This is a genomic window from Sphingomonas sp. LH128, assembly GCF_000293195.2.
GTDB classification, from domain to species: Bacteria; Pseudomonadota; Alphaproteobacteria; order Sphingomonadales; family Sphingomonadaceae; genus Novosphingobium; species Novosphingobium resinovorum_A.
On the sequence record NZ_ALVC01000466.1, the window covers coordinates 1 to 2,745 of the forward strand.

General features: G+C 56.6%; 3 protein-coding genes and 1 pseudogene. 3 read left to right on the forward strand and 1 reads right to left on the reverse strand.

Going from position 1 to position 2,745, the window contains the following annotated elements:
* Positions 1 to 387, forward strand: a pseudogene (locus LH128_RS28545) (formimidoylglutamate deiminase); the annotation flags it as partial.
* A gap of 2 nt (positions 388 to 389) precedes the next feature.
* A complete protein-coding gene (locus tag LH128_RS28550) occupies positions 390 to 1,139 on the forward strand; it encodes a GntR family transcriptional regulator (RefSeq protein WP_008833183.1) in 750 nt (249 codons plus the stop codon).
* 21 nt (positions 1,140 to 1,160) lie between these two features.
* Here LH128_RS28550 and LH128_RS28555 read toward each other — a convergent pair whose 3' ends face one another.
* Positions 1,161 to 2,063, reverse strand: a complete 903-nt coding sequence (locus tag LH128_RS28555; RefSeq protein WP_008832440.1) for a hypothetical protein — start codon at positions 2,061 to 2,063, stop codon at positions 1,161 to 1,163.
* Between the two features lie 188 nt (positions 2,064 to 2,251).
* Here LH128_RS28555 and LH128_RS33885 point away from each other — a divergent pair, with 188 nt between their 5' ends.
* Positions 2,252 to 2,614, forward strand: coding sequence for a hypothetical protein (locus tag LH128_RS33885; RefSeq protein WP_172705165.1), 363 nt, complete (start codon positions 2,252 to 2,254; stop codon positions 2,612 to 2,614).
* The last annotated feature ends 131 nt before the right edge of the window (positions 2,615 to 2,745 follow it).

Consider the following 2,745-nt stretch of genomic DNA (forward strand, 5'->3'; position numbering starts at 1 on the left):
ATCGACGCGGCCGAGGAACTGCGCCTGCTCGAATACGGCCAGCGCCTGACGCGCCGCGCGCGCAACGTAATGGCCCGGGAAAGCGGCCGCTCCACCGGCGCGGATCTTTACGCAGGCGCGCTGACGGGCGGGGCGGCGGCATTGGGCGTCGAGGGCGGCATCGCGGTCGGCCTGCCTGCCGACATCGTCAGCCTGAACCTCGATCATCCGGCGATGGTGCACCGGGCGGGCGATGCGATAACCGACAGCTTCGTCTTCGCCGCCGGGCGCTCGGCCATTGACTGCGTGTGGCGCCATGGCGACAAGCTGGTGAGCGAAGGGCGCCACCATGTCCGCGACCGGGTGGTCCGCGACTATGCCAAGGTACTGGAGACACTGATCGCGTGAGAATGCCCCTTCACGAACGCATTCGATCGGATTTCGAGGGCCGCATCCTCGGCGGCGAACTGGCTCCCGGTGACCGCCTGCCGATCGAGCAGGAGCTGATGCAGGAATACGGCTGCTCGCGCATGACCGTGAACAAGGCGCTCTCGGCGCTCGTCGCGGCGGGGCTGATCGACCGGCGCAAGCGGGCGGGGACGTTCGTGGCGCGTCCGAAGGTCCATTCAATGGTGCTCGACGTGCCCGACATCGCCGCGCAAGTGCGCGAGCGCGGGCAGGACTATGCTTTCCAGCCCATCCGCCGCCGGGTCCGGGCAGCGGGCGATGACGAGGAGGAAGTGCTGCTCGCGGGCGGCGGGGAACTGGTCCACATCGATGGCCTGCACCTCGTCGATGGCGCGCCGCTTGGCGTGGAGTTCCGCCTGGTAAGCGCTCTGGCCGTGCCGGAGATCGTTGGCGCCGACCTCGACGCGGTTCCTCCGGGGACGTGGCTCCTGCGGCACGTGCCCTGGACCGAGGCGGAGACGCGCATCTCGGCCGTCGGCGCGCAAGTCGAGGAAGCGGAATGGCTGGGCGTGGCGGGGGGGGGGGGGGGGGCGGCCCCCGCCCCCCCCCCCCCCCCACCGTCGATACCGAAGCTGCTGGAAAAGTCCGTCATCGTCCACCTCGCGCAAGAGGAAAGCCACGAAAGACCACGACGCAGCCCGGACAGGCGCGTCGTGGGGGACGGATTAGTTATCGTATGTGGGTGGCTGTAGGAAAGTGCATCCGCTTCAGGCTCAGGAGGCTATAGCGCCTGCGGCCTTTAGAAAAGTGGAGGTCCGTGAGATTATATCAAGCATAGGCCTTGAGCCAACGCTCTCCCAAAGAGCCATCAACGCATCGCCATCATGAACGTCATGGTCCTCAATCAGAAGACCGGGCAATGTTCCGATAACAATTGCATTAAATCTGTGAGAACGACTTATATCCAAAGCAAGAACAGGGGAAATTTCCGTCCATTCTTCGTTGATATTTCCAGCGTTCAGCTTGCCATCAATCTTTGCTTGAACCAGCATCATCGATATAATCAAACCGATTGCCCGCTGCCGTTTATTGGGGTTTGTTCTTGCATCAAAAACAAAAGCGCCGATTAGATATGCTCTAAGCAATGCATTAACGTAATAACTTTGGATGAGATCTTCATCCCCAGCATCGTTGTAATGCACCTCAATGAGGGCCGACACCCAAGCAGCAACTAAATCAGCAGCCAAATCCAGCATGGGCAAACCCATGCCGGGGAGACCAACCTTAATAACCGGAACAGTTGTAAATTCAGAAAATTTCTGTCGGATATGGATCAATTCGTGAATAACGAATTGGGCTAGCCCGATCTGCTGCCAGCGCACACGTTCTACGCCAGATATGCCGATCTCCCCGCAGGCATCATAGAGTTCATTCCATACTTTTACCAATGGCGCCAGATAGAAGTAGACCCGCATATTACCGCGATCCAAACGGAAAGCCGATTCACTCTCCTCATCGGTCACTTGAAATTCACTTTGATCGATGAGATTCAAAATACCCGCGCATACTCCGGTGATTTTACGTTCGAGCGCTAGCCGACCCAAAGCCGTACGAACTTCGAGTATCACTCGATCAAGTTCACTCTGCATCGCCTCGGTGGCTGCTGCCCCATTCATGCATTAACCTCCTGAATGGTGGCATTATGAGCTGGGATGGCGGGTACATCAAGCGCGTTTCCCGGGTACCTTTAACCCATTATCCACAAATCTCGGGTTGAATGGGGTACGAATTTGGGGATAAATGGGAACCACGGGACATGCGAAAGAATTCGCATATGATTCCGTATCAACAAGGAGAACTGGTAATGTCCGACCTCCAAGCGGTGGAAGCCACTGTAGCGGAGCGCGGGGTACCAAATCGGGGTACACGTGGCAAAGGGCGGGGGCGTGCACAAAAAGATTGGACAATCAAAGGACTGTCTCCTGAGACAGTCGAGGTTGCCCGAGAAGCAGCCAAATCTAGCGGCATGAAAATTAATGCTTGGGTTAGCCAAGCACTTACTGATGCCGCTTGCGATGTCCCAAGAGACAGAGAATTTGACTATGACGACCGTCATCACGACGTCGCAAAATCAGAAATAGAAAAACTTCGAGCACGAAATGATGAATTAATTCAAACAGTTAATACTCTTAGTGCGCTTCTAGCAAAAAGCTATTTAAACACTTAGGTAAAGAGGCAGCTCACGCTGCCTCTTTTTTATTCAACAAGGCACATTAACCAACACAAAATAGAAAGCAATTACGGCGATTATCTCTATGCTTTGGCCGTAAGCGACATTGACAGTTCCGGGAGCGCGAG